At 35.4% G+C, this 18392-nt stretch carries 23 protein-coding genes; all 23 read right to left on the bottom strand.

Annotated features, from left to right (window positions below):
- Positions 1-3: 3 nt before the first annotated feature.
- Positions 4-4218 (bottom strand): phage tail protein, encoded by a 4215-nt coding sequence (locus QQM35_RS06005; RefSeq protein ID WP_342610260.1) that lies wholly within the window; start codon positions 4216-4218, stop codon positions 4-6.
- 15 nt (positions 4219-4233) lie between these two features.
- Entirely contained in the window at positions 4234-4581 is a 348-nt protein-coding gene (locus QQM35_RS06000) for a hypothetical protein (protein ID WP_342610259.1), read from the bottom strand.
- A gap of 38 nt (positions 4582-4619) precedes the next feature.
- Complete coding sequence (locus QQM35_RS05995) at positions 4620-5015, bottom strand: tail assembly chaperone (RefSeq protein WP_342610258.1); 396 nt, start codon at positions 5013-5015, stop codon at positions 4620-4622.
- A 63-nt stretch (positions 5016-5078) separates the two neighbouring features.
- Positions 5079-5654 carry a phage major tail protein, TP901-1 family gene (locus QQM35_RS05990; protein ID WP_342610257.1) on the bottom strand — a complete coding sequence of 192 codons (576 nt, stop codon included), beginning with the start codon at positions 5652-5654 and terminating at the stop codon, positions 5079-5081.
- A 48-nt stretch (positions 5655-5702) separates the two neighbouring features.
- The gene (locus QQM35_RS05985; RefSeq protein ID WP_342610256.1) at positions 5703-6095 is read right to left on the bottom strand and encodes a hypothetical protein; all 393 of its coding nucleotides are present in this window, start codon (positions 6093-6095) and stop codon (positions 5703-5705) included.
- 10 nt (positions 6096-6105) lie between these two features.
- On the bottom strand, positions 6106-6447 hold the full coding sequence (locus tag QQM35_RS05980) for an HK97-gp10 family putative phage morphogenesis protein (protein WP_342610255.1): 342 nt from the start codon (positions 6445-6447) through the stop codon (positions 6106-6108).
- Positions 6448-6753: a hypothetical protein gene (locus QQM35_RS05975; RefSeq protein ID WP_342610254.1), complete on the bottom strand. Its 306-nt coding sequence runs from the start codon at positions 6751-6753 to the stop codon at positions 6448-6450.
- Positions 6750-7085, bottom strand: coding sequence for a phage head-tail connector protein (locus QQM35_RS05970; protein WP_342610253.1), 336 nt, complete (start codon positions 7083-7085; stop codon positions 6750-6752). Before QQM35_RS05970 ends, QQM35_RS05975 begins: the two co-directional genes overlap by 4 nt.
- Positions 7086-7355 carry a hypothetical protein gene (locus QQM35_RS05965; protein WP_342610252.1) on the bottom strand — a complete coding sequence of 90 codons (270 nt, stop codon included), beginning with the start codon at positions 7353-7355 and terminating at the stop codon, positions 7086-7088.
- A gap of 19 nt (positions 7356-7374) precedes the next feature.
- Positions 7375-8304: a phage major capsid protein gene (locus QQM35_RS05960; RefSeq protein WP_342610251.1), complete on the bottom strand. Its 930-nt coding sequence runs from the start codon at positions 8302-8304 to the stop codon at positions 7375-7377.
- 15 nt (positions 8305-8319) lie between these two features.
- On the bottom strand, positions 8320-8943 hold the full coding sequence (locus tag QQM35_RS05955) for a DUF4355 domain-containing protein (RefSeq protein ID WP_342610250.1): 624 nt from the start codon (positions 8941-8943) through the stop codon (positions 8320-8322).
- Positions 8944-9118: 175 nt separating this feature from the next.
- Positions 9119-9265, bottom strand: a complete 147-nt coding sequence (locus QQM35_RS05950; protein ID WP_342610249.1) for a hypothetical protein — start codon at positions 9263-9265, stop codon at positions 9119-9121.
- A 193-nt stretch (positions 9266-9458) separates the two neighbouring features.
- Positions 9459-11075 carry a minor capsid protein gene (locus QQM35_RS05945; protein ID WP_342610248.1) on the bottom strand — a complete coding sequence of 539 codons (1617 nt, stop codon included), beginning with the start codon at positions 11073-11075 and terminating at the stop codon, positions 9459-9461.
- A complete protein-coding gene (locus QQM35_RS05940; RefSeq protein ID WP_342610247.1) occupies positions 11062-12558 on the bottom strand; it encodes a phage portal protein in 1497 nt (498 codons plus the stop codon). Before QQM35_RS05940 ends, QQM35_RS05945 begins: the two co-directional genes overlap by 14 nt.
- 11 nt (positions 12559-12569) lie before the next feature.
- Entirely contained in the window at positions 12570-13850 is a 1281-nt protein-coding gene (locus QQM35_RS05935; protein WP_342610246.1) for a PBSX family phage terminase large subunit, read from the bottom strand.
- On the bottom strand, positions 13837-14265 hold the full coding sequence (locus QQM35_RS05930; protein ID WP_342610245.1) for a helix-turn-helix domain-containing protein: 429 nt from the start codon (positions 14263-14265) through the stop codon (positions 13837-13839). Before QQM35_RS05930 ends, QQM35_RS05935 begins: the two co-directional genes overlap by 14 nt.
- An 87-nt stretch (positions 14266-14352) precedes the next feature.
- Positions 14353-14922: a hypothetical protein gene (locus QQM35_RS05925; RefSeq protein WP_342610244.1), complete on the bottom strand. Its 570-nt coding sequence runs from the start codon at positions 14920-14922 to the stop codon at positions 14353-14355.
- A gap of 229 nt (positions 14923-15151) precedes the next feature.
- On the bottom strand, positions 15152-15556 hold the full coding sequence (locus tag QQM35_RS05920; RefSeq protein WP_342610243.1) for a transcriptional regulator: 405 nt from the start codon (positions 15554-15556) through the stop codon (positions 15152-15154).
- Positions 15557-15678: 122 nt separating this feature from the next.
- Positions 15679-15810, bottom strand: coding sequence for a transcriptional activator RinB (gene rinB, locus QQM35_RS05915; RefSeq protein ID WP_342610242.1), 132 nt, complete (start codon positions 15808-15810; stop codon positions 15679-15681).
- Between the two features lie 164 nt (positions 15811-15974).
- Positions 15975-16400 carry a DUF1064 domain-containing protein gene (locus QQM35_RS05910; protein ID WP_342610241.1) on the bottom strand — a complete coding sequence of 142 codons (426 nt, stop codon included), beginning with the start codon at positions 16398-16400 and terminating at the stop codon, positions 15975-15977.
- A 9-nt stretch (positions 16401-16409) separates the two neighbouring features.
- The gene (locus QQM35_RS05905; RefSeq protein ID WP_342610240.1) at positions 16410-16628 is read right to left on the bottom strand and encodes a hypothetical protein; all 219 of its coding nucleotides are present in this window, start codon (positions 16626-16628) and stop codon (positions 16410-16412) included.
- Positions 16629-16793: 165 nt separating this feature from the next.
- The gene (locus tag QQM35_RS05895) at positions 16794-17579 is read right to left on the bottom strand and encodes an ATP-binding protein (protein WP_342610238.1); all 786 of its coding nucleotides are present in this window, start codon (positions 17577-17579) and stop codon (positions 16794-16796) included.
- 12 nt (positions 17580-17591) lie between these two features.
- A complete protein-coding gene (locus QQM35_RS05890) occupies positions 17592-18392 on the bottom strand; it encodes a conserved phage C-terminal domain-containing protein (RefSeq protein WP_342610237.1) in 801 nt (266 codons plus the stop codon).

Genomic DNA, 18392 nt, shown 5'->3' with positions numbered 1-18392 from the left:
CCTTTAAAATGAGTATGTTCCGTCTCTATCAGCGTTTACACCGTTAACAATGGTAGCGATAGCCTCATTGTCGACGTCCATTTCAATCCTTACAACACGTTGGCTAGGTTGTGCGTTTATAGTATGTGTGTGTTCAACTTGCTGATTAACAGACCCCTTAATATTACTTAAGTTTTGTGTAATATCAGGTACTTGTAGCGATGCGTCAAAACCTTTACTAACTGATCTAGCAATAGCTGAAGTGTCACGCACTACATTACGTCCTTCCTTAACTAATCCTATGCGCATTCCAGCCATTGTATAATAACCGATATCTTTAAACACACGAGAAGGTGAATGTATTTTAAGCATGCTTTTTGCAGCTTTTACTGCATTACCTACAACAGATTTTGCAGCACCCATAATTGCGCCAGCCATAGATTTGATTCCGTTAATCATACCTTTAATCATATCGGCACCTGCTCGAACCATGTCACCGATAAAGCTACGCGCTGCATTTACTGCTCTTGAAACACCTTGAGTCACGCTACTTACAACGCGTGACATACCATTCATAACGGCGCTAACCATTCTACTCATGGCAGAAGTGACTGCTGAAATCATACGATTCCAACCATTTACGACAAAGCTGACCGCTCTTGAAACGGCATTCGAGATAAAGCTAACTATGCGAGACCAAGCGCCTGAAATAAAACTAACTATCGCACTCATAATTGATGAGGTTACTGACATTAACGTAGACCAACCAGATGATACGAAACTAACGACTCTGCTAACTACTGAACTAATAAATGAAACAATGCTTGACCAAATAGACGATATTACACTCATAATCGCTGTCATGATAGAAGAAGTTACTGACATTAATGTAGTCCAACCAGCAGAAACAAATGTAATGATAGATTGAACTATCGTAGTTATCGTAGTAACGAGCGTTGTCCATATGGCTGAAGCCACTGAAACAAGCGTAGTCCAAATTGTGGTAGCTACTGTAACAATTCCCTGCCAAATCGTTGCAAGTATCGTACCTAGTGTTGAAATTATCGTTGTGATAGTTGTAACGATTAAGCCCCAAATCGTAGATGCTACGGTTACTAATGTTGTCCAAATCGTGGTTGCAACAGTAACGATACCTTGCCATATGGCTGCTAGAATTGAGCCTAATGTCGAAACAATTGTTGTAATTGTGGTAACAATAAAGCTCCATACAGTACTTGCTACAGAAACTAATGAATTCCAGATTGTTGTAGCTACAGTAACGATGCCTTGCCAAATAGCTGATAAAATTGAGCCTAGCGTACTAATGATTGTAGTAATCGTAGTGACGATGAAGCCCCATATAGTTGACGCGGCACTTACAAGCATGTTCCAGAAATTAACAGCTAACGAAACAATACCTTGCCACACGCTTGATAAGAATGATCCTAAGCCTGTAACAACAGCTTTGATTACATTGACAATAGCATTCCAAACTGTACTAGCTACTGAAACCAATGCTTGCCATACGGTCGACATATTTTGCGAAATAGCATTCCACAAGTTTGATAACCATTCTTTTAGAATGTTGAAAATATTTTTAGCGGCTTCAACAATAGCTTTCCAGATATTTTCAGCCATCGATTTAATCGTTTCCCAGGCGCCCTTCCAATCACCTGATAAAAATTGAATGTAAGCCGTAACAATACCTAGAATAAGCTCCATCGCAACCTTAATTACTAACTTGATAGCCTCCCAGATTACTTTAACTATAGCAATTAAAGTCTGCCAGTTTTGTTTGACAATAGGTGCTATAAGTTTAACCGCAGCCTCAACAACTTTAACGATAGTATCCCAAGCATTTTTAAAAATAGAAACAAGTGGTGCAAGAATTTCGCCAGCTCTTCCAATTAGTTCACCTAAGAAGTCCATAATGGCCTGTATGGCTTGACCTACCGCCTTAGCAATCGCGTTCCAGGCGCTAGTAAGTGCATCTCTGACTACTTCAGAAGAATTCCAAAGTGCAACGAATATACCAATTAAAGCAGCGATAGCAGCAATAACTGCAACTACTGGCCAACTTATTGCACTAAGTGCGCCCATAATTGCACTACCTACACTGGTAACAATGCCTATAATTGCTTCCATGCCACCGAATGCTCCGATTAACTCTATAATAAATCCTATAACTTTCATGATTACTGGACCTATAGATACAAAAAGACCAATTAATGTAGCAATAACGCCCATTATTCCAGCGATAACTGGGTTAGCCTCAGCTAAGCCTGCAATAAATCCAGTAATGGCATCAGCGACTTGTAAAACGACTGAGGCGAATGGTGCCATTGCAGTAGCGACCGCAATAATAATACGTACAATATTACCGATTAAGCTGACTAATCTCGGTCCATTTTCTTGCACATATTGAATGAATTTCTTAAATCCGTCAGATTCAGCAATTTTAGCACTCCAAGCCTCGAATTTTTGTGCCATTTGTGCTAAAGATTTAAATATCGCTTGTGAATTAGGCGCGAAAGCTTTCATTAAGTTAAATATACCTTTGAAAGTACTTGAGAAAATTTTGCCTATTAAAGGTAAATTTGTCTTAACATATTCTATAAACGCTTGAATCGCTTTCTGACCTGCAACACTTTGCGCCCATTTGTTGAATGATTTGCCCATATTAGCAAAACCTTTAGCTATCCAGTCGGCTAATGGTGCGAGTTGTGTAAATATGCTAATTAAACCACTGCCAAATTGACCTGCAGCCGTTAACATATTATTAAATATTGAAACACCTGTCGTTCCCATCATGTGGAAAAACTTTTGCGCTACTTGTGAAGTTTTAGCCCATTTTAGAACGGCAGCGCTTGCCTTTTCCATGCCTTGCGCCACACCTGATAAGAATGGTGTTAAGCCTGATAGTGCAACCTTAGCCGCATTAATACCATTTGCCATAGTATTAAATATTTCGGCTTGATTCGCTTGAATAACACTCTGCCATGCACTTTTAAGACCACTTAAAGCACTTTGATAATTTTGAACTTCTCGCGTTACTGCGAGTGTGCCATTTTGTACCATTTTTAAAGCACTTACTGCCATTGCACCAAAACCTACAACGCCAGCACCAGCTACAGCAAAGGCACTCGCTAAACCAGCAGCGCCACCTGCTAAAACACCTACCGCATTTAATACAGCCATGAGCGCAGGTGCTAATGATGCGATTGCAGGGATTAGTAATAAAATACTTGATAATATAGTACCTCGGAATATACCAGAGAACATTGAACCAAATGAGCTTACACGTCCACCCGCTTGACTAATCGAATTATTAAAATTGCTAAATGCTTGAATGGCTGAACGTATTGCATTTTGAAAAGTATCACTATCAACATCAAGTCGGGTGCGGTGTCTGTTCGGAATTGAGCGGAGTATAGCCTTAAATGCCGATACTTTCGCATTAGCTGCTGCAGAATCAACTTCTAAATTGGCTTTAGCGCGTTGCTTAGAAAAATCATTTAACATCTGTTTAGCCATAATTATTTGTTCTCTTGCACGGTCTGCATCTATCATTAAATCTACATTATATGAATTCGTAGCAATGTCATCTAAACTAGCTTCTAATTTATTTATATGAGCTAATCCTTTTTCTATATCGACATCAGCAATAGTATTTATATCTTTTCCGTCCAAACTATCTATAAAGGTTTGAACTTTTTTGAAATTACTTGAAGCGTCTTTAACATCTGCTTTTACTTCAATTTTAGCTTTTTCTTTATTAAGTTTTTCTAATTCTCCTTCAGCTTTTTCTAATTCTGCTTCAAGTTTATCAATTTCAGCATATATTTGAACTGTCGGATATTTACGCTCTAGGTTGCTCAACTCGGATCGTGATTGGGATATTTTGCCTTCTAACTTTGATATATCAGCGTCTAATTTAGTTTCACTTTTTCTAGTTTTAAAGCTATCTAAATAACCTTTTGCCACCTCACAATTTTGTTTGACACTATCGATGTCTAAAGATAAGTCGGCCTTTGCTTTTTCATCATCAAAAGCTTCTACTTGCTTCTTAGCTATTTCAACAGTCTTTGTCAAACCTGAAGCATCTGCATTTAATTCTGTTTCTTTAACGCTTTCTTGCGTCTTTTTAAAACGTTCAGCCGATTTCTTAGCTATTTCAATCGCACGTTTAAACTTGCTCGTGTTTGCTTCAATCGTTGTACTAATTTTATATTCGTCCATGCACTCACCTCCTTATTATTTTTTGTTGAATTGTTGAATTTGTTTGAGTACGTCTAATGATGGTTTGTTTGCTTCACGTCTTGATTCAGAACCAAATTTCACAGGTTCACCACGATTGAGACGTTTGACATTGTTCTCATAATCTATGATGTCATTTGGACCTTTGAACACGTATTCAACTTCGCCTTTTTTACCGCCGCGCTTTTTTTGTTCAGCCTGTGCGTCTCTTATAGCAAAAGCAAGTTTATACGTTTCAAATTCTTCTTTGAGTTTTTCGTATTCAAGCGAATACATGCGATAATTAAACTCGGTTAATGTCATCATCTCTATTTGATCCAAGTCATATATACCAAATTCACTCATACAAATTACAACAATCCTGTCATAAGTGAGTACGTCATCTACTTCTCTTTTTTGTCTTTTTTCTTCGGTTCTTCTTCCACTTCTGTTGCTTGTTTTACGAGGTTTTGGGTCATAGGTTGCTTTCCCAGTTCCTCGATGACTTCATCGGCAAACGCTTGTAAACCTTGATTTTCTGCAATATCGTTTAGAATTTCATCTAAATCATCTATTGTTGGTGCCTGTTGTTTATAATGACTTGTTGCTGCTAAAATCACACGCCCAATATGTGCAATACTTGCATTTTGTAACATAGGAACAATCATCTCTAAACCATTACCAAAGTTGATACTTTGTCCGTCGTGTTCAATATTTGTACCGTTTGTTCTATCAATTTCGTTAATAAATCTAAATCCAAAAGATAATTTGTATGTTCTACCTTTAAATTTAATTTCCATGTATAAAAACCTCACTTATTGTAATTTAGTCAAAATAAAAAGAGGGGATAACCCCCCTCAAAATTAGACAGTTTCACCTGACGCATTATTTGTTGCAGCACTATCAGCGTCTGAAGGGTCTGGAATGCTTTCTGCTAGACCATCGTCTGCTGGGTCAGATTCTACAGTATCGTGGAATCCGTAAGCTGCTTTATTTGCTTCGATTTCATCAGGTAATGTTGCATATCCGCGTTGTTTCTTAAGGTATACACCATACTCAACTTCAAATTCGGCAATACTATCTGCCTCATTCGTACGTGTAATAGAATTAAAATAACCTTGACGGTATTCAGCTTTATATTTGCCTTCAGAGTTCTTTACGTGCTTATTGATAATCCATAATTCATAAGCTGTAGCGTCCTCAGTCGCGTCTTCTACTTCATCCATTAATGTGTCATCTTGTGTCATGTAGCAAGTTACTGTAACAGTTGACTCTAATGTACCGCCAGAATTAACTGAGCCGTCCATTGTGGCCTCTGTATCGCTATCACGTTCAGTTTCGCGCTCAATTTCAGTCGCATACATCACTTTTTCAGCTTGTACTCTTTCGCCTAATTTACGTAATAGGACAAGCTCATCAGTTCCTTGTTTTATAGCCATAATTTTAACCTCCGTTTTTAGATATAAAAAATAAGCCTTATTCAAGACTTAATGTGATTCGTATTCAATGTTTATAATTGTGTGTGACAATTCTTGATTAGATTCGGTTTCGATTGTTTCATTGACAGTCATTTGAGGTTGAAACAAGTGGTAATGAGGTAACAGCAACTCATCGAGTAGAATGTCTTGCACTTTAGCGAGTAGCATGTCGTTCGTCAGTACCTCTTGCTCAATTCCCCAAATGTGAATCGTTGCGCTAGGTGCGCCCCCGTAGCTATCAAATGTTAAACGACTAATCTTATCGTCTACCGTTTGAATAGCAATAAACGGATAGGGTAGCTCCTGGTTTAAGTCTTTCGTCCTAATCACAGGCACACCTAACGCATTAAATTCACTAAACAAATAATTATATAGTTCTAATTTTGATGATTGCTTAACCATTCAAAGCCCCCTAGTTTATGAGTCTTTCAAGGTCGGCTCTGACCTGTTTTGTGAATTTTTCGTAAACTGGAAACATAAAGGTTTCAGGTTCCATATAACGGGTGCCGTGTTCAAGAAACCCGCTATAATGCGCGTTAGAAGTGATTTCATATTTCAAATGACTTGTTTTTGTGTTTTCAATCATACGAGATAAGTTACCTGTCCAATAACCCTTTTTCATAACTGCTCTAGCACTCTTTTTAGTTTCGATTTGAAATTCTTCGCTGTTTTCCTTTAAAACATTATCCACCTTATCATCAATCGTGTTATTCATTTTAGTAAATCTCTTGATTAAATCGTCCATTGAGGCCATCTAATTAACCTCCTCAATATAATACACCGTATCGTGCATATAAACGATTTTGTCCACGATAAGATATTGACGTTGACCAATATAAGCATGTGTCACTTCGTTTAAAAACTGACCTTGTAAACGTACGATATTAATATCACGTTTTACATCGCCATACTCAAGTGCTGTACGTTGTCGTGACAAAGGACTTAAATTGCAAGGGATGTTCTCATATCGAATACTATTAGTAAGCTCGTATCGGCTTGTTTTAGGGTTGTAAACTTTAGCACCTTGTCGTTCAAATGTGATTCTGTCGCTGTATCTCAATAAAAAACACCTAATCCCTTTTTGTTTTTCGATTCATCTGGGAACAGGCGTTCAATATCATCTAAATATTCGTCGAAATCATTTGCTTGATAGGTGCTACTACGTCCGTCAACACTTTCTGCACTCATACCTTCAGCACCTACACGGTTGTACCTTTTAACTGCAACATCTTCAACAATGTAATTTAGTTTAGTGGGTACTTCTGTGTATTCTGGAGGTAATAAACCAAGTAATCGGCTTTGTGTATTAGAAATGATAACCTCAAGCAATTTATCTTGTTCATTATCTTTAAGTGATAATAATGTCTTAACATTTTCTAATATGCTAGCCATCTACTTCACCAACGCTTTTAGCATTTCAGCTTTCGTATCTTGTTTAGAAACCTCAACCTTATGTTTCTCAGCAATATCTACTAATTCACTTTTTGTAGCATCATCAATCGATTTAATCACAATATACTGCTTATCGTATGGGTTATTACCTAGATAAAGTGCATCAAGTCTATCATCTGCAACATCTTCGATTATGTCGCCTTTTTGATATGACTTTTCAGTCACTTTATCGTTAAATGGATTAACTACTTTATAAACAATTTTAGTCATGAGCCGTGACCTCCTTTAATTAAACAGTTTCAGTTGCTGGTTTTTCTGCTGTTTCACCAGTTGATAATTTTGCGAACGCATTGTCATCTGCAATGTGGAATGCCACATCCATTGTTACACGTAATGCAATAAGTTCTTGTTCAAATAAGTTTACTGGTGAACCGTCTGCGTTTTGTACTGTGGATAACTGACCATCCTCAGAAATCTTGTAGCTCATGTTGTATGGTACGCCGTAGAACATCTTATCGAAGTCACCAGCGAATAAATCGCCTTTCTTAATTTCGTCAGATTTTAAATCTACAACTGGTAGTGAATCTAATGTGTTGCTAGTACGGTCGTAATAACGTTCTTGTGTGTTAATGTCGATCACATCACGTAAAGCTGTACGGTTTTGTGTTTTAGATAAGAAAGCATTAGCCTCTACATCATTCTCAAGTAAAGCATCTTCTAACGCTAATACATTTTCTAAATTAATTGGCCCATTTACAACGTTACCTGATTTAGTTACTGAATCATTAACAGATTGAGCGAATGGATTGTCTACACCTAATAAACCTGCTTCATCAAACTTTTTATAGAATTGTTCAGCGATTTGTGGTTTCATTGCCTCAAAGAAACGTGCATAAGTGTAATTTAAATACTCACGAGATGCGACAATAATTACACCTAATTTATGTGAGCGCATAGACGCTTTAATTAAGCTAGGTTTTGTAGTTTGGATTTTTTGACCTTCACCAACCCAGTACGCTCCGGGTTTATCTGCCCAGTAAGTGAATTCTTTTTCGGATTTTCCGGCCATATCTTCTAATTTACCAAGTTGCATAATTTTAGAGTTTTGTAATACGTCTAATAAAATAGGATCATTGAAGTCGTTTAACAACTCCCCTTCTTTAGCCTCATGCATCATAACATTATCTGGATTAAAATCTTGTGGTGTTACGTTTGCCATAATTTAAACCTCCATTTATTGAATTATTCTGTTTTCTCGAGCAAGCTCCTGAAAACTTTTACTACTCGTTTGCTTACCTGTAAAATTCGTCCCTCTATTTGATGGGGTTGTTTGACGTGTAGCCTCTTTTACTTGCTCTTTGACTGCGTTATCAAATTCAGATTTGATATTTTTTATTGATTCACTAATTTTTTCATTATCATCAAGTAAGATAAGTGATTCTGCAAACACAGAAGGTAAGCCTTTTTCTTTTAAATCAGCCTCAACATCATTTTGTAAATGACGCAGATTAAGCTCTCGTTCACGTGCTTCTAGTTTTTTCTCACGTTCAGTGATTTGTTTTTCACGCTTTTCTTTTTCAGTGAGTTTTGCGTAACTTTCAGCCTCTTTACGTGCTTTTTCTCTCGCATCTTCAAGCTCTTGTTGATGCTTTTTCTCACGCTTTGCAAGTGCTTTGTCTACGGCTTTGCTAACTTGACTATCCACATCTGCTTGTGTATAACTTTGTGGATTACTTTCTTCATCTTGCTGATTACCGCTATCGTTTGCTGACTCATTATATTGTGTATTGTTTTCAGATTCGCCTTCGTCCTCAGCAAAAAATTGTAAATTTAATTTTAAATATTTATCTAAATTCATTATTTTTGTCCTCCCGTCCAGTATTAATACATTTAAAAAACGGCATAAAAAATACGCCCCATACAGTGCGTATAAGCCCCGTACAGTGCGTCTTAGTTTTAATTGGTATATTTAATTGCATTAATCCCGTTCAGTCTGTTTTTAGCCTTTTAACGTCTTGCTAAGGACATGCGGATTATATAAAATCTTTCGGGTCTAAGTGCTTAGGTTCTTTTTTAATTGTTTCTTCTCGAGGTGTGGGGTTCGTTTCATTTAGTATTTTCAGTTGTTTGTGGATACCTTCAAGTGATTTAGCAATATCTTTTAAATATCGATCTGACATATGATTAACCCTTCCTAAATTCAAGCATAAAAATAGCACCTATTAACATTGATTTTGTTAACAAGTGCTTATTTTTTAGATTCTTTTTCTTTTCGTTCTTCTTCTTCTTCTAATTCTTTAATTAGTTTCTCATTTTCTTTTATAAGTTCATCTATATCATATTCTCCGTCAAGTTGCATAAATGGCATTTTCATCATCTCACTTTAAATAATATTTGTCCTAAATGATATAGCATTTTAAGTAATATTTCAATTATATTTGGAGTTATTTGTTTTGGTTTCAATCCTTTTATTATATCATTATAGGCTTTTGCACTTTTTAGCGAATTAAAATCATCAGTTTTATACAAATATTTAACTTGACCTTTGTTAGTTACTATAGTCATTATTTTTAAAGACTTTATACTCAAAAAAGTTTGTATATCAGGAGCAGAAAAACTTGATTGTCCTGGATGATTGTGTAACATAGTTAAACTTTGTTTTTTACTATTTATTAGTAATTGTTGCGCTTTACTACCAGGTTTAAATTCAACGCTTGTTTGATTACCGTATACTTTTTCATACTTACCTGTATCGTTATTCATAATATAAGCAACTTCATTACTATTGTTATTTTCTTTTGCATCTTCTAGCAATTCCTTATGTTTTTCTTGAAGCGTTTTGTTATAAAAAGGTGAATGTCCAGGTATTTCTACTAAAGGTACTTTATCGATCGCTTGATCAGTAATATCTATCTTTTTACCTTCATCTTGTCGCTCAAGTCCAGGTACTTTATCTTCTTTTCGTTGTTCAGTTTTTGGTGTTTCTTCAGGTTCCTCATCTTCAATAAAATCATCAAGTGAATATTTACCTTTATTTTCCTCGAAGAATTTATCACGCCAATCTGTTATAGCAGGACCTGTTGTCGATCTACAAAATGCATGCATTGGAGGCATGTTGACCCCTGGTTTTAAATCTTTTACTTTAATCAGTTTACCGTCCATACCTTTACAAAGTACGGTCGTTTTACTGTCTATTTTTGCCATGTATTCAACATAATCATCTTCATTCATGGTTGCTTGATAATGTAATTTCTGTGCTTCAGATTGTACCCTCGTAGTTTCAGTCAACAACAACCTACGCGCTTCATAATTGCTAACACCAAAACGTCTTGTGAGGTCTTTGACAAATTCGTTAGGGTGACGTCCTCTCAGCATGACATGAGAAACAATTCGCTCAACTTCTTTTTGCGTTTCGCCCATGTTTTTCCACAAACGGGAACTCCACTCTTGACCTTTAAAATCTGAATTAACAATCGCCCTAACCGCGTTAGGTTTCAATCTAACTGTTTTACCAATCACACCTGACTGGCGTTTTGTTTCTCGTTGCGTCGCATCTTCAAGATACTCATTCATTTCTGATTCAAGTAAACCAGTACCATGCGTCATAATTACTTCAATTTGTTTCTTAAGCATGCGTTCACGTGAGACATATTGTTTAGTGTTGTACAAACGTAGTATACGATTAGCCTCTTCACTTTTATCTTTATTTTTAACATATTTTTTAACACGTGCCTCTAAATCTCTGATGTCGGTAGCATCGACTTTTTTCTTGGCATCTTCAATGCTGATACCTTCTTTTTTTGCATACTTTGCATAAAACTTATATATTTCTTTTTCAATTTCGCGTAACATGTCTGATGTTATGTCTTGTACTCGATCAAGGACTTCAGCATCTGATTTTTCTTCTTCCTTCATAATACGCTTGGCACGTTTACGCCAGTATTTTATGTCTTTGCGCCGTTCATCCCGGTACTGCTTACTCTTGGTCATCGTCATCACCTAAAGCATTAGGAGCATAAGCACGTTCATCGGATAATTTAGCCTCTTCCTCGTGTTCCTTTTCAATCTTATCAATCTCTTGTTGAGGGTCGTCAATGAATGAAACAAGCGACATCAGCGTTGACTTACTAAGTTGACCGCCAGCACTTAGGTACATGTCCATTTCTTCCTTAGTAGACTTAGGAAGATTACGCGTAAACGTAAATACAAGGTTATTAAGCTCATCTTTTTGAACTTCCCTGTTAACTCCCATAATCTCACCAACGAGCTTATAACGACGTCTGAGGCCTTTTCTATAAAGCCCTTCTTTAATTGCTGCACGTTGTTCTAAACCAAATAACTTATATTTCATCGCCTGGCCTGATGTAGTACCACTGAAGTTTTCATCTGTCATGTCTGGCGTATTGGTAAACATGTGAATATTTTCATTTATTCTATCCTTATAAGCCTCAACGCCATTTACATCGTATTGCTTGTAAATATATTGCGCGTCAACGTTACCTTCTGACATATTACCAACGTCATTTTCATATTCAGGCGGCTGCAGGTGGAACACATTAGCCTCTTTTTGCATTCTAACTACATCATCATCACCAAGGTCAACATTACCTTTAATGAGTAGCATCGCATCATTTAAATCACTCATATAGTTGGCTGTGTCTGATTGTGCGTTGTCGTATAGGTCAATAAGTGGAATAACCTTTTCGAAATCACCGCGTCGCTTTTCATTGTTCATAAATTCGGTAATGGTTACGCGCCCAAATGAATGTGGTTCTGGTGGCTTACGCTCTTGAAGTTCTAAATTAGTTACTTTATTTGCTAAATAGAAGTACGTAGCGTCTGGTGTGATAACGTCCACATTATAAATGATGTTTTGCTCGTCATCATCACGCTCAGCCTCCCAGTACCTTACTGCGATTAAGCTATTCTGTTCGATTGTATTATCATAAACGACGAATGTATTACGTGCGTCAGATTTATATATCCTAACCTCATCGTCTTGGTTTCTGATTATATATTCGTAAGCACGCCCAAAAATTGACAAATCTAAACCAATTGAACGATTATGACTGTCAATATCATTCAACTCATGTAAGGCGTCTAGCTTGGTTTGTGTTTGCTGTTTATCTGACTGTACTTGAATCGCATGTCCTAAAAAATAACCGTTCACGAAATCAGCAATATATGACGCAAAGTCATGCGCTGCACGATTGTCAGCGAGGTGTTTCTCGCGTCGTCTACGGCTACGCATTAAGTTAAAGTTTAAACCTTCATAATAATCGTTTAACATACGTAATCTTGGTGCTTGTGCCTCAAGGTGATGCATTATAAATCTGCTTATCTGTGGACGGTCATCGAGTAAATCCTCAGTAGTACCTTCATAACTGTAAACCTCTGTAGCATCACGTCGGAATACTGCATCTCTGTGGTGTCTATACTCTAGGTCACGCTCAAAATTGTTTACGTGGCTCATATGTTACCTCCTTATAATCCCATTGCTTTTATGGATTTAATATTCTTTTTAACATTATTGTTACGTGTTTTATTAACATTATAAAAACGCTCTAAACTATAGCGTAATGAATCGATACAGTGATTGTATGTGTCTACTGGTTCATTAGTGTATTCATCTGTGTCTTTATCTTTCTGCCACGTGTAGTTGTCGAACTCTTCTATCGTTTTAAAACAACGTTCATCAATAACGATATCGAATTGCATTAAGAATTGTAAGCCTTGCACAACAGAGCCTTTACCTTTCTTAGTCGGTCTAACTCTGTCTATACCTAGCTTTCTCAATTCTGCGATACTCTTTTGTTCTGCACTGTCTGCTGTTATTTCTTCTTTGCTATAACCAAGTTGTTTAATCACGCTAGCTATCTCGTTATTTAACATACCTTGTTTTACGTATTCTTCAATGATGTATAACTTTTTATTCTTCGTGTCTATCTTGCAATGAATGAATGCACTAGGATCGTTCACGTACCCAAAATCAAGACCGAAGTATGATGGTAAATGCGATAACTCTTGTTTGTTCAGTAATTTCTTTTCATATTTAGGAAACACTAACTTATCTAATGTAGCAAACTCACCTAAAGCGTAAATCTTATAATACGCAGGATTACGTTTCGCTAACATCTCTAAATTATTTCTAGTTATGTCATCTAAGAATTTGTTATCTTTATAACTTGACTGTCTTATCATGACATTTTCCATTTCTTCTCCATGTTCAAAGAAATACTTATAAACCCAGTTCAATTTAGATACCGGGTTAAACATCAAGAATATTTGTTTTTTCATATGCTTTTTCTCCCTTAAACGTAATGTTAATTGTGTGTAATCATTTAGTGTGAACTCAGAAGCCTCTTCCATAACAATGTCTGATATCCCTTTAATAGACTTAATTTTTTCCGGATTGTCTAATCCTTTGAACAGGAATGTTGCGCCATTAGGAAGTACCACTTTGTTATCTGTCTTATTCCATTCGCATAAATCCCATATACCGAAATTGATAAGGCATGCTTTGACATCTTCAAATAAACTATCTTTTATTGTTGACTGAACTTTCCTAAGCCACAAGATACGTCTAGGTATAGGCCACTTCATCAATGCTTTAAGCACAACCTTTTGTATTACGCCATGAGACTTACCACTAGAACCACCACCGTAATGTACTTCTGTAAAATTCTCATAATCAAAAAGCACTTCGAATATATTATGATTGAATACTTTAGCAGGTTTCTCGAAGTTTAATTTAACTTTCGTCATCGTAGTCACCTATCTTGATTTCAAAGTTACGATTAGTGACTTCTTGTTCAACTTTATCTCTATACTTATGAGGTAATCTGTTTTTAAGTGCAAAGATCAATGATGTTGGATTAGCATGTTCATATTTCTTTACCTTAACCACATCCCCAGCATTCGTCACTGTTTCTTCTTCGTAGTAGTAACCAACCGCTCTTTTGTGTAGGGCATTCTCTAATTCATAATCAGATACCTCTTTGCCCTTTTTTATGGTGTCTGAAAAGTCTTGCTTCTCTTTTTTCCATTTGATAAGTGTGTGTTTAGAAACACCTAAATTCTTTGCAATTTGATCATCAGTTAAACCGTCACGTTTCCATCCTTCAACTAATGGTAGTTTAGTTTCGATATCCAACTTTTCATATAATTTTTTTCTAGCCATTTCATCTATCACCTTCTTATGCTAATAGCGTCTCTAAATTTGTGTATAAAAAAAGCACCAATATTTAAAAGGTGCTTTTTTCTTCAATCATTGAATTTTTTGGAATAAAATTCTGCTCATTTCGTATAATGTTTTATTACCTCTATATGTGTGTCCATGCAGCTTAATAGTTTCGTTTATTTCTTCAAATAATAAAAACAAATGATCTAAAGAACTATATTTCCTATATCTAAAATCTGATTCCTGGTTATAAAATGTATAATTAGGCTGAACGTCTTTTATTGTTAATTTTGAAATACCAATTAAATGAGCATGACCATAAATCACTTTACCTAAATCAATAGTATAATTAAAAAATTTATTTCCTTGCGTCAATATACCTATATGCAAACTATCAACTATACCTGCTGGATCTTTAACTAATTTTCTTTTTAATTCACCAGTTTCTTCATCTTCTACTTCTTTTTCTACCAACCTTACATCTCTTTCAAGAAAAAAAGTAAAAATGATATCATTATCACTAAGTTTATGACCTATATCTGCAGTACTATTTGCTATATAATGATATGCGTTTTCGTTATGCTGCTTTTCTTCTAAATCTAGTATTTCAACACTTCTCAAATATGCAATGTTTTGATCTAATAATTCTTGACTCATCGATTCTTTCCCCTTTGTTTATTATTGTAGATATACTAATATTATAACTTTTTATAAGTTTAATTAAAATTAAAAACCTACCCAGTGTGCTACTGGATAGGTCAAAGGAGTAAATATGGTTTGGTGCATTGTTTTTTAGGAGGAAAACAAATGCAAAGAATTACATACGCCGTAAACATTATTTGTTTACACTACCAATATATAACGATTTTAGGTGGACTTATACCCCTTAAAAGTCCGAATTTACAAAATCAATCTTATTAGCAAATTCTCTTAGGTATCTTTCACGTACTCTCAATATGCTAGTTTTAGAGTAATGCATTTCTTCTGCTAACTGTTCCCACGTTTCTAATCCAAGTTTAGGTTCCCAATATTTTAATCGCATTATTTCTTTAACTTCATCATCAGCTTTGTTATATACGTGTTCTACACCTCTGATAATCTTGTCTAAATTAAGATAGTAATCATCATCTAAACATTTCATGGTTTCTCGCTCTATTGGATTAGATGGAATATTTGATTTACCAGCTCCTGGATTTTCTTCTATAGGGTTATCTAATATCTCTAAACGTCTAACCTTCAATCTCATTCGTAACTTTTCAACATTTTTTATATAGCCCTCTAATACTCGCATATCAACTGTGTTCAATTCCACAACTTTGTGATTCATAACCGACAATCAAATCACCTCTTTATTTTTTCGTTTCGCTCTGTAAATAATATACGCAAGTCCTAGCAATGGTATTAATATTGTTATCATTCTTCATAATCCTTTGGTTGATCTACCATATCTTCCGCTTGCATACGACAAATGATTTCGTAAGTGATCTCTTTACTTAGTTCTTCATAGAGTGCAAGTGTTAATAATAGTTTTAGTATTAGTTTCATTTGTCGTCCTCCTTATGTTTAACCTTCTCTATAGTCTGTTATTATTTTAAATATAGTACCGTCTAAATCTTTATCTTTACTCCATTTTTTACTTGTTTGATTAATTCATTCATCTATAATCCTCCTCCAAATCATCTATAAAATGTTTCTGTTTTTCTTTTACTTTACGTTTGATTTTTACCATTCTTCATCTTCTCCTTCTTACGCTCCCTGCGTACTTTGATTAATTCTTCATATGTTATCCATTCTTGACCTGTATATTTAGGTGCTTTACATATCCATGTGAGTTTTACATCTCTGTATAAGTATCTGAACATCTTAGCTTTAAGTTTTGCCGTTTCGGTAGGTCTACCTTTAACATCTATCACTTCGATCAACTCATCATTGAGATATAATGCAAAATCTGCAATATATTCTGCCTTACGTTGCTTACCAAACTTAGGTACAAGCTCGTATCTTGGTTGTATTTCGATACGATCATAGTTAACGCCATTCATCTTACTTTCTAAATGTTGGTAATATTCACACTCTACTTTGCTATCAAATACATGTCCTTTGTACTCAATTTTCTTCGCATTATATTTACTCATGTGCCACCTCTACAAATATTCAAATAGGTTCGTCTGATGACCTTTAGTTAACTTTTCGTTACTGATGAACGTTTCTAATTCTTCATTTGATAAATACCATCGCTTACCTTCGTAGTAAGTTTTGATAATACCGCTTACTCTGTACAAACCAGTTTTGTTATTAGGAATAACTGAAATCATTTTGTTACCCTTACTATCAAACAGATAAAACTTATCTCTTAAAGCCATGTCATACCTCCTAATATTCGACAATAGAGGAGCGTATACGACGTTCTGCAAGTTTTCTATAGTAAGTATCCTCTAATCTCTTTTCGTCGCCCTGTGCGTCGTCTATGAGTTTCTGAGCATATACATCAGAACACTCAAGATTTTGTTTTATTTCTTGTAATGTAATCAAAATTTAAGCCCCCTTGTTCTGTAATCTTGACCGTCCATTTTGATTAGCGTTGTATTACTCATAATTCTGCTAAATATACGTTGCATATCTTTATTTCTAGTCATTTCTTTTTCATCTAGGTTAGTTGTAAATATATTGTGTTTACCTACTCTGCTTTCGACTAACTCGAACATCTTACTTGTTGCAAATTCATTCATGTTGATACCAAAATCATCAAATACCATTAGATCAACATCACTAATAATTTGTGCTAGCTCTTGTTCAGTCATACCATTTCTGTTGTTGTAGGTATTTTTAATTGTGGAAATGAGCTGAGGTACGTTCATATAAAGCACTGTGTAACCTTTTGCCTTAACTTCTTTTACAATACTCATAGATAAATGCGACTTACCTGTACCAAACGATCCCTGAATTAATAGTGATTGCTTATTGTCTAACGTGAAGTTTTGGGCGTACCTTTGACACAAACCTTTAGCGTAATTTAGCTTTTCTGATGTAGGTTGGTAATTCTCAAATGTAACTTGAGCTAAATTGTCGTTTATTATAGATTGTTTAAATATCTTTTCTGCTTTTGACTTGCGTTGTTTCTTTCGATAATTTTCTGTAGATTCTTTGGCTAGTGCAATCATGTCGCAGTCACAACCATCTTTGACCACTTGCCCATTATCAAATTCGTAGTAGTCATATTTACGACCACAATCTTTACAATGTAATTCAAACTCTTGTTTAACTATTTTATTTCTAAAACCTGCTTTTTTAGCTAGGTTCTGGAAAGCCTCCATTTCATCACTCCTTTAGAACGGTAGATTTTCCATATCCAATGGCTGTGCATTTTCAAATGCATTAGCGTATGGGTTATTAGGTTGTGTATTTGATTCTTGGTTAAGGTATCCCTCGAATTTAGTACCGAATAATGTTTCGGGTCTTAGGTACTTACTCATCTTGTTATCGTTTAGCCACTGGTTAGTCATATTGTCAATAACCTTTTTAAAGTCATCTAGCGTAAACCCCTCATTCACTCTTGCTTTAATTAGCGATTGATTCTTTTTAGTAGTTGATCTGAATTGCTTCCCTGTTTGTTTGTTGAGATACTCAATTACTTCTTTGTAAGGATACGTCGTCGGGTTGCCCGACAATATATTATTGTTAGTAATCTCTGTTGTATTCTCTGTAGTAATCTCTGTTAAAGATTGTTGAGTTTCTTTACTATCCATTGTTAAGTTTGTTGACTTTCCATTGTTAAGAAACTTAACAATCCATTGTGAAGTAACTTCACTATCGACTTTATAATGAACTGTAGGCGCACCATTCGCCTTTTTTAAAGCAGTTTCTACAATTCCCATACTTTTCAATTTTTTTATTGAGCGCATTACTTGGTATTTAGATAAATATATTTCGTCTTCCCATTCTTTATAAGATTTATAAAAGTAATCGTCTTTTCTACTTGTTCTATCCGACCAATAAATCAATTGGTTAAGTAATGCAGCAGTTGGATAATCCTCAGTTATTTTTAAGTAGATAGCAGGTATAGGGATAATATTGTTTTGTCCGCTGAATTGAGTGATTATTGAAGAAATGTAATCTCTGTTATTCAT

The organism is Staphylococcus hsinchuensis, assembly GCF_038789205.1.
GTDB classification, from domain to species: domain Bacteria; phylum Bacillota; class Bacilli; order Staphylococcales; family Staphylococcaceae; genus Staphylococcus; species Staphylococcus hsinchuensis.
This window is presented reverse-complemented; position numbering and strand designations above follow the sequence as displayed.

Coding starts and splice junctions, on each gene's coding strand:
- QQM35_RS05990 (WP_342610257.1), bottom strand. CDS start 5,654: ATGGCTATAAAACAAGGAACTGATGAGCTTGTCCTATTACGTAAATTA.
- QQM35_RS06000 (WP_342610259.1), bottom strand. CDS start 4,581: ATGAGTGAATTTGGTATATATGACTTGGATCAAATAGAGATGATGACA.
- rinB (WP_342610242.1), bottom strand. CDS start 15,810: ATGAAACTAATACTAAAACTATTATTAACACTTGCACTCTATGAAGAA.
- QQM35_RS05910 (WP_342610241.1), bottom strand. CDS start 16,400: ATGAGTAAATATAATGCGAAGAAAATTGAGTACAAAGGACATGTATTT.
- QQM35_RS05895 (WP_342610238.1), bottom strand. CDS start 17,579: ATGGAGGCTTTCCAGAACCTAGCTAAAAAAGCAGGTTTTAGAAATAAA.
- QQM35_RS05930 (WP_342610245.1), bottom strand. CDS start 14,265: ATGGCTAGAAAAAAATTATATGAAAAGTTGGATATCGAAACTAAACTA.
- QQM35_RS05935 (WP_342610246.1), bottom strand. CDS start 13,850: ATGACGAAAGTTAAATTAAACTTCGAGAAACCTGCTAAAGTATTCAAT.
- QQM35_RS05960 (WP_342610251.1), bottom strand. CDS start 8,304: ATGGCAAACGTAACACCACAAGATTTTAATCCAGATAATGTTATGATG.
- QQM35_RS05980 (WP_342610255.1), bottom strand. CDS start 6,447: ATGGCCTCAATGGACGATTTAATCAAGAGATTTACTAAAATGAATAAC.
- QQM35_RS05955 (WP_342610250.1), bottom strand. CDS start 8,943: ATGAATTTAGATAAATATTTAAAATTAAATTTACAATTTTTTGCTGAG.
- QQM35_RS05940 (WP_342610247.1), bottom strand. CDS start 12,558: ATGAGCCACGTAAACAATTTTGAGCGTGACCTAGAGTATAGACACCAC.
- QQM35_RS05920 (WP_342610243.1), bottom strand. CDS start 15,556: ATGCGAGTATTAGAGGGCTATATAAAAAATGTTGAAAAGTTACGAATG.
- QQM35_RS06005 (WP_342610260.1), bottom strand. CDS start 4,218: ATGGACGAATATAAAATTAGTACAACGATTGAAGCAAACACGAGCAAG.
- QQM35_RS05995 (WP_342610258.1), bottom strand. CDS start 5,015: ATGGAAATTAAATTTAAAGGTAGAACATACAAATTATCTTTTGGATTT.
- QQM35_RS05905 (WP_342610240.1), bottom strand. CDS start 16,628: ATGGCTTTAAGAGATAAGTTTTATCTGTTTGATAGTAAGGGTAACAAA.
- QQM35_RS05945 (WP_342610248.1), bottom strand. CDS start 11,075: ATGACCAAGAGTAAGCAGTACCGGGATGAACGGCGCAAAGACATAAAA.
- QQM35_RS05965 (WP_342610252.1), bottom strand. CDS start 7,355: ATGACTAAAATTGTTTATAAAGTAGTTAATCCATTTAACGATAAAGTG.
- QQM35_RS05890 (WP_342610237.1), bottom strand. CDS start 18,392: ATGAATAACAGAGATTACATTTCTTCAATAATCACTCAATTCAGCGGA.
- QQM35_RS05985 (WP_342610256.1), bottom strand. CDS start 6,095: ATGGTTAAGCAATCATCAAAATTAGAACTATATAATTATTTGTTTAGT.
- QQM35_RS05925 (WP_342610244.1), bottom strand. CDS start 14,922: ATGAGTCAAGAATTATTAGATCAAAACATTGCATATTTGAGAAGTGTT.
- QQM35_RS05950 (WP_342610249.1), bottom strand. CDS start 9,265: ATGTCAGATCGATATTTAAAAGATATTGCTAAATCACTTGAAGGTATC.
- QQM35_RS05970 (WP_342610253.1), bottom strand. CDS start 7,085: ATGGCTAGCATATTAGAAAATGTTAAGACATTATTATCACTTAAAGAT.